Below are 6,544 nucleotides of genomic sequence, written 5' to 3' on the forward strand. Positions count from 1 at the left end.
GGCAATGCCGACCGCTTCAAGGGCTTTGCCGAGGACTGCATGGCCGAATACGACCTCGACGGCTGGAAGGTGCCTGATCTCACCGACCCCGGCGAGCTCAGCTATCACATGATGAAGAAGTGATCCCTGACGGAGCGGCATTGCCGCTCCGTCACGAACGTGCGGGGCTGTGGTGACATGAACATGCGGACCATCGATCCCAAGCGCTTCCGCTCCGTGATGGGCGCCTTCCCGACCGGCGTCGCCATCGTCGCGACCGAATGGGAGGGCGAGCTGTTCGGCGCGACCATCAACTCGCTGACGTCGGTATCGCTTGCCCCCTGCATGCTCTTGTTCTGCACCAATGAAGGCAGCACGACGGGTGCAGCCATCCGGCAACGCGGATTGTTTTCGGTGAACATTCTCGGCCACCACCAATCCGAGCTGTCGGCGCGTTTCACCGGCAAGCTGAAGAACCGGTTCGACGATCTCGCGGTCGCCTTCAGCGCCGATGGCCTGCCGCTGCTCGAGGGCGCGGCGGCCCAGCTCTGCTGCCGTGTCGACGCCGTCCACAAGGCGGGCGATCACGACATCATTCTGGGCGAAGTGCTCTCCGGTGAGGAAGCGACCTGCAATCCGCTCGTCTTCCACAAGGGGACCTACGGCGGTTTCCATCGCACCTGAGCGTTATCGAGGCAGAAGCGGGCGTCGCAAATTCCGGGTGAATCGGGCCTTGGCAGCGCGATTCAAATCCGCTAGTGGTCTGCCCCCTTTCCCAATCATCCGTCAGAGTGGTTCATGTCGAGCGCCTCGCCCGCCGTCTCGATCGGCATCGATTTTGGAACCAGCAATACCGTCGTCGCGATTGCGGCCGACGACCGCCGGGTCGAGGCCATCCGCTTCGATCATGGCGGGCAGCGGCATAGCGTCTACGTGTCGGCGCTGTGCTTCTGGGAGGACCGGCCGGGAGCCGGCGCGCAGGCCGAAGGCGGTCCGTGGGCGATCGAGCAGTTCCTCGAAGGACGCCACGTCTACCGCTTCCTGCAGTCGTTCAAGACATTTGCTGCGAGCTCCAGCTTCAACACCACGCAGGTGTTCCGGCAGCGCTTCAAGTTCGAGGATATTTTGGCGGCGTTCTTGCGCACGCTGGCGCGGCATGGCGGCGACAAGTTCGGCTTCGAGACATCCAACATCACGGTCGGCCGCCCCGTCCGTTTCGCGGGCGGCAATCCCGACGAGGCGCTGGCGATAGACCGTTACCGGGCCGCGTTCGATCGCCTCGGCGCCGGGCATGCGCGCTATGTCTACGAGCCCGTCGGCGCCGCGTTCTCCTTCGCGCGCAGGCTGGAGCGCGATGCCACCGTGCTGGTCGCGGATTTCGGCGGCGGCACCAGCGATTTCTCGGTGATGCGATTTTCACGCGCCGGCGGCCATTTGCGTGCGGAGCCGCTGGGACACGCCGGCATCGGTATCGCCGGCGACACTTTTGACTACCGCATCGTCGACCACGTTATCTCGCCGCGGCTCGGCAAGGGCACCAGCTTCCGCTCGTTCGATAAGGTGCTGCCGATACCCAGCGGCCACTACACCAACCTCGCACGCTGGCATCAGCTCGCGATGATGAAGAGCAACGGCGATCTGCGTGAGCTGCGGGAGCTTGCGCGCACCGCGTTGAAGCCGGCGCTGCTCGAGGATTTCATCACCATCGTGGACCTCGACCTCGGCTTTTCGCTGTACCGCGCGGTGTCCGACGCCAAAGTCGCGTTGTCGGCCAAGGATGAGGTTGACTTCCGCTTCAAGGGCGGTGACGTCGACATCGGCGCGACCATCACGCGGAAGAAATTCGAAAGCTGGATTGCCGACGATATCGCGCGACTGGCGGCGACCGTCGACAAGGTGCTGGGCGAGGCCGGCGTCACCGCGCGCGAGATCGAGAAGGTCTTCCTGACCGGCGGCACCTCCTTCGTGCCCGCCGTCCGAAAACTGTTCGCCGACCGCTTCGGCAACGAGCGGCTGATGTCGGGAGACCAGTTCGAGTCGATCGCCTACGGCCTCGCCTTGATCGGACATAGTCCGGATCCGGACCGCTGGACTGCAGACGGTGGGCTCAAATCGAAGGCGCGCGGCTGACGTTCAGCTCCGCTTCTTGCCGCCGTCATAGACCTTCATGCCGGCCGCCGGATCGAGATCGGTCTCGGTCGCCTCGGTCAGACGCGCCATCATCATGTAGAAGCCGAGCGCGACGATGGATTCAACGACCTCCTGATCGCCAAAATGCTTGCGCATGGCGGCAAAGGTCGCCTCCTGCACACGGACCTTCTCAACCACCTCACGGCCAAAGTTCAGCAGCGCCTGCTCGGCCGCGGTCAGGGAGGCGTCGGCATAGTTGCCGCGCTCCACGGCATCGATCTGCGCCTGGGTGACGCCGACGCCGAGCGCGATCGGCACGTGCTGGCGCCACTCATAGGCGCCGCCTTCGAGCTGGGCGGCCTGCAGGATCAGCAATTCGCGGTTGACCGCGCTGAGCTTCTGCTTGTGCAAAATGGAATTGCCGAGCCGCATCGCCGGGATCATGTTGGATTCGGCATGGGCCATCATGCGGAAAATGTTGAGCTTGACCGGCATGCGGTCGAAGGAGGCGCGGATATCGCCGCTCGTCGTTTCCGGATCGATCAGGGGCAGCCTTGCCACGCGTTTCTCCCTTGTCTTGTTTCTTGCTCGTTGCATCGCCCTTACCCGTCCGCTAGTCAAGACCATGCGAGCGTGAGGTGAGCAGTCCATGAGCCGCATTTTCGGAGCCGTCCGCCAGAACGGATACATCGTCCGCGATATCCATCTCGCGATGGATCACTGGATCAACGTGATGGGCGTCGGTCCCTGGTACTACATGGACCGCGTCAAGACCGACTATTTCCGCCATCGCGGCGCGGACTCCCAGGTCGAGATGAGCATCGCGCTCGCCAATTCCGGCGATCTCCAGATCGAGCTGATCCAGCAGCGCAACGACGCGCCGTCGATGTACAAGGAGTTTCTCGACGGCGGGCGCGAAGGTCTGCAGCACATGTCCTACTGGAGCACGGATTATCAGGCGCTCTACGACCGTGCGCTATCGCTGGGCTACAAGGTGGGCCATGAGGGCCAGATCGGCGGGCCGCAGGGACGCTTCGCCTATTTCGACACGGAAGCGCATCCGGGAACCGTGATCGAGATCTCCGATATCAGCGGCGCCAAGGGCCAGTTTTTCGAGCATGTCCGGAAGGCAGCGCTGGGCTGGGACGGCTCGCGACCCATCCGCGAGGTCGGCGGCGCCAAGCGATAAAGCGTTTGCGAGCTGCGACCCAACCCCGCTAATCCCACAACGGAGCATCATCATGCGCACCCATTCGATCGCAGCCATTCCCGCCGACGGCATCGGCCCCGAAGTCATCTCGTCCGGCATCCGCGTGCTGGAAGCGCTCGCCAAGCGCAGCGGCGACCTCGCCTTCAACGTCAAGACTTTTGACTGGGGCTCGGACTATTACAAGAAGCACGGCGTGATGATGCCGGCGGACGGTCTCGCCGAGCTCAAGAAGTTCGACGCCATCTATTTTGGCGCGGTCGGTGCGCCCGACGTGCCCGACCACATCACGCTGTGGGGCCTGCGCCTGCCGATCTGCCAGGGTTTTGACCAATACGCCAATGTGCGCCCGACCAAGATCCTGCCGGGCGTGGCCTCGCCGCTGCGCAATGTCGGCGTCGGCGATCTCGACTGGGTGATCGTGCGCGAGAACTCGGAAGGCGAATATGCCGGCATGGGCGGCCGCGCGCACAAGGGCCTGCCCGAGGAGGTCGGCACCGAGGTCGCGATCTTCACCCGCGTCGGCGTGACCCGCATCATGCGCTACGCGTTCCAGCTCGCGCAGTCGCGTCCGCGAAAATTTCTCACCGTCGTCACCAAGTCGAACGCGCAGCGCCACGGCATGGTGATGTGGGACGAGATCGCCGCCGAGGTGGCGAGCGAATTCCCCGACGTGACCTGGGACAAGATGCTGGTCGACGCCATGACCGTGCGCATGACGCTCAACCCCAGGAGCCTCGACACCATCGTCGCGACCAATCTGCACGCCGACATCCTGTCCGATCTCGCCGGCGCGCTCGCCGGCAGCCTCGGGGTCGCGCCGACCGGCAACATCGATCCGCAGCGCCGCTTCCCCTCGATGTTCGAGCCGATCCACGGCTCGGCCTTCGACATCACCGGCAAAGGCATTGCCAATCCGGTGGCGACGTTCTGGACCGGTGTGCAGATGCTCGAACATCTCGGCGAGAAGGACGCCGCCGCACGGCTGATGGCCGCAGTCGAAAAGGTCTGCGCGGCCGGCGTGCTGACGCCCGACGTCGGCGGCAAGGCCACCACCAGGGAGGTGACCGACGCCGTGATCGACGCCATCCACGGCTCCAACGTCTGACCTCAGATGCGCGCCGAATGGACCGACGCGCGCAACCAACCGCAGCGCCAGCCGTTCTGCTGTCAGGTGGCGAGACGACCGGCATCGACGGAACCGAGGATGCCACGCTGGCCTTCCTCGGGGCTCACAATAGCTACACATTCTTCGATCATCTTGGAGACCTTGTGCGCACCGGGCCAACGCTTACAAACGTCAACGACGTCAGCGCCGTGCTGATTCGCGGCAGCGAGAGCTAACGAGGTGATTTCATGCGTCGCCATCGACGTGCCAAGATCGTTGCAACGGTCGGCCCCGCAAGTTCGTCGCCGGACATGCTGAAGACGCTGTTTCTCGCAGGCGTCGACACCTTCCGTCTCAACTTCAGCCACGGCAAGCAGGAGGACCACGCCAAGGTCCATGCCGCGATCCGCAAGCTCGAGCAGGACGTCAATCGCCCGATCGGAATCCTGATGGACCTCCAGGGTCCAAAGATCCGCGTCGGTACGCTGCGCGACGGCAAGATCGCGGTCGAGGCCGGCGAGACCCTCCGCTTCGTGCTGTCAGGCTCGGAAGGCGACAGGAATTCGATTCCGCTGCCGCACAAGGAGATCTTCGCAGCCGTGGCGCCCGGTCACGACCTCCTGATCGACGACGGCAGGGTCCGCGTCCGCGTCACCGGACTTGGTGACGACTTCATCGACGCCAAGGTGATCGTCGGCGGCACCATCTCCAATCACAAGGGCGTCAACCTGCCGGGCACCGTGCTCGATCTGTCGCCGCTCACGGCCAAGGACCGCGCCGACCTCGAATTCGGCCTCAAGCTCGGCGTCGACTGGGTGGCGATGTCGTTCGTGCAAAAACCGTCAGACGTGATCGAGGCGCGCAGCCTGATCCGCGACCAGGCCGGGCTGATGGCGAAGATCGAAAAGCCTGCCGCGCTCGAGCGCATCGACGACATCATCCAGCTCTGCGACGCCATCATGGTGGCGCGCGGCGATCTCGGCGTCGAGATTCCGCACGAGGACGTGCCCGGCCGCCAGAAGGAGCTGGTGCGCGCCTGCCGGCTCGCGGTGAAGCCCGTGATCGTCGCCACGCAAATGCTGGACTCCATGGTCGCAACGCCCACGCCCACGCGTGCGGAAGTCTCCGACGTCGCGACCGCGATCTATGACGGCGCCGACGCCGTGATGCTGTCGGCGGAATCGGCGACCGGCCGCTATCCGCGCGAGGCGGTCGAGATGATGGACCGCATCATCCGCAGCACCGAGCAGCACAAGATGTATCGCTCGATCGTCGAGGCGACGCAGCCCGGCGAGGAGCAGACGCCGCCGCACGCGGTCGCGACCGCGGCCGCCGACCTCGCTTCCGTCGTCCACGCCGCCGCGATCGTCGCCTACACGTCGAGCGGTACCTCCGCCGCGCGCGTTGCCCGCAAGCGGCCGAGCCTGCCGATCCTGGCGATCACGCCGAGCCGCGAGGTGTCGCGGCGGCTGTGCCTGCTCTGGGGTGCGCACAGCGTGTTGTCGCCGGACGTGCAGAGCTACGAGGAAATGGTCCAGCGCGCGACGGCCTTTGCGCAGCAGGAGGAGTTTGCGCGTCAGGGCGAGCTGCTGGTCGTCGTCGCCGGCATTCCCTTCGCGCAAGCCGGCACCACCAACAACCTCCGCGTCGTCACGGTGGGCTCGCCGGGCTAAGGCAGACCCGGTTCCCATCTCCCGGGACCCGGCGTTGGCAAAAGGGGTGGAAAACAACCCCATGCACAGTAGCAAGGGCTCGGGTTGAGCGTTTGCGGATTTTTCGAAATTGGGCTTGACCCGTCGGGCAAATCAGGTGTATATTGTCATCATCGCAACGTGTGGGACGAGCCGCTGCATCGGGTGCTTTTCCCTGCAAATCATGACAGCATTTGGCGTACCGCTACCGATTCCGCGCCAAATCAATCCGTTCTCATCACGCGCTAGGGTCGCCGCACGGGCGGCGCCGCCGCGACCGCGTCCACCGGCTGCAGGTGGCGCGGCACGATGATCGCCTGGCCGACGGTCAGCGGCGCATTGTCCGGCAGCGCGTTGATCTGCGCGATCGACCAGGCGGGAACGCGATGGACCGCCGCAATGCTATCCAGCGTGTCGCCGGCGCGCACC

At 64.9% G+C, this 6,544-nt stretch carries 7 protein-coding genes and 1 pseudogene; 6 read left to right on the forward strand and 2 right to left on the reverse strand.

Annotation, left to right across the window (positions count from 1 at the left end; translation table 11 throughout):
- Window positions 1-177 precede the first annotated feature (177 nt).
- Window positions 178-663, forward strand: coding sequence for a flavin reductase family protein (locus C2U70_RS28585; protein ID WP_140981978.1), 486 nt, complete (start codon window positions 178-180; stop codon window positions 661-663).
- A gap of 114 nt (window positions 664-777) precedes the next feature.
- Window positions 778-2,109: an Hsp70 family protein gene (locus C2U70_RS28590; protein WP_140981979.1), complete on the forward strand. Its 1,332-nt coding sequence runs from the start codon at window positions 778-780 to the stop codon at window positions 2,107-2,109.
- A gap of 3 nt (window positions 2,110-2,112) precedes the next feature.
- On the opposite strand, the gene C2U70_RS28595 is transcribed toward C2U70_RS28590, so the two are convergent.
- The gene (locus tag C2U70_RS28595; RefSeq protein ID WP_186294526.1) at window positions 2,113-2,670 is read right to left on the reverse strand and encodes a carboxymuconolactone decarboxylase family protein; all 558 of its coding nucleotides are present in this window, start codon (window positions 2,668-2,670) and stop codon (window positions 2,113-2,115) included.
- A gap of 88 nt (window positions 2,671-2,758) precedes the next feature.
- Here C2U70_RS28595 and C2U70_RS28600 point away from each other — a divergent pair, with 88 nt between their 5' ends.
- From C2U70_RS28600 to pyk, 4 genes and pseudogenes are all read left to right on the forward strand, one after another.
- Window positions 2,759-3,298, forward strand: a complete 540-nt coding sequence (locus tag C2U70_RS28600) for a VOC family protein (protein WP_140981981.1) — start codon at window positions 2,759-2,761, stop codon at window positions 3,296-3,298.
- A gap of 52 nt (window positions 3,299-3,350) precedes the next feature.
- A complete protein-coding gene (locus C2U70_RS28605) occupies window positions 3,351-4,424 on the forward strand; it encodes a tartrate dehydrogenase (RefSeq protein ID WP_140981982.1) in 1,074 nt (357 codons plus the stop codon).
- 68 nt (window positions 4,425-4,492) lie between these two features.
- A pseudogene (locus C2U70_RS33770) lies at window positions 4,493-4,660 on the forward strand (MOFRL family protein); the annotation flags it as partial.
- Window positions 4,661-4,672: 12 nt separating this feature from the next.
- The gene (pyk, locus tag C2U70_RS28615) at window positions 4,673-6,097 is read left to right on the forward strand and encodes a pyruvate kinase (RefSeq protein ID WP_140981983.1); all 1,425 of its coding nucleotides are present in this window, start codon (window positions 4,673-4,675) and stop codon (window positions 6,095-6,097) included.
- 263 nt (window positions 6,098-6,360) lie between these two features.
- On the opposite strand, the gene C2U70_RS28620 is transcribed toward pyk, so the two are convergent.
- The coding region (locus tag C2U70_RS28620) for a LysM peptidoglycan-binding domain-containing protein (protein WP_140981984.1) at window positions 6,361-6,544 on the reverse strand (184 nt) is incomplete at its 5' end.

This window comes from Bradyrhizobium guangdongense, from assembly GCF_006483445.1.
Taxonomy (GTDB): domain Bacteria; phylum Pseudomonadota; class Alphaproteobacteria; order Rhizobiales; family Xanthobacteraceae; genus Bradyrhizobium; species Bradyrhizobium guangdongense_A.

What these genes read in the sequence shown, in the direction of transcription:
- C2U70_RS28590 (WP_140981979.1), top strand. Translation starts at nt 778, where the DNA reads ATGTCGAGCGCCTCGCCCGCCGTCTCGATCGGCATCGATTTTGGAACC.
- C2U70_RS28585 (WP_140981978.1), top strand. Translation starts at nt 178, where the DNA reads ATGAACATGCGGACCATCGATCCCAAGCGCTTCCGCTCCGTGATGGGC.
- C2U70_RS28600 (WP_140981981.1), top strand. Translation starts at nt 2,759, where the DNA reads ATGAGCCGCATTTTCGGAGCCGTCCGCCAGAACGGATACATCGTCCGC.
- pyk (WP_140981983.1), top strand. Translation starts at nt 4,673, where the DNA reads ATGCGTCGCCATCGACGTGCCAAGATCGTTGCAACGGTCGGCCCCGCA.
- C2U70_RS28605 (WP_140981982.1), top strand. Translation starts at nt 3,351, where the DNA reads ATGCGCACCCATTCGATCGCAGCCATTCCCGCCGACGGCATCGGCCCC.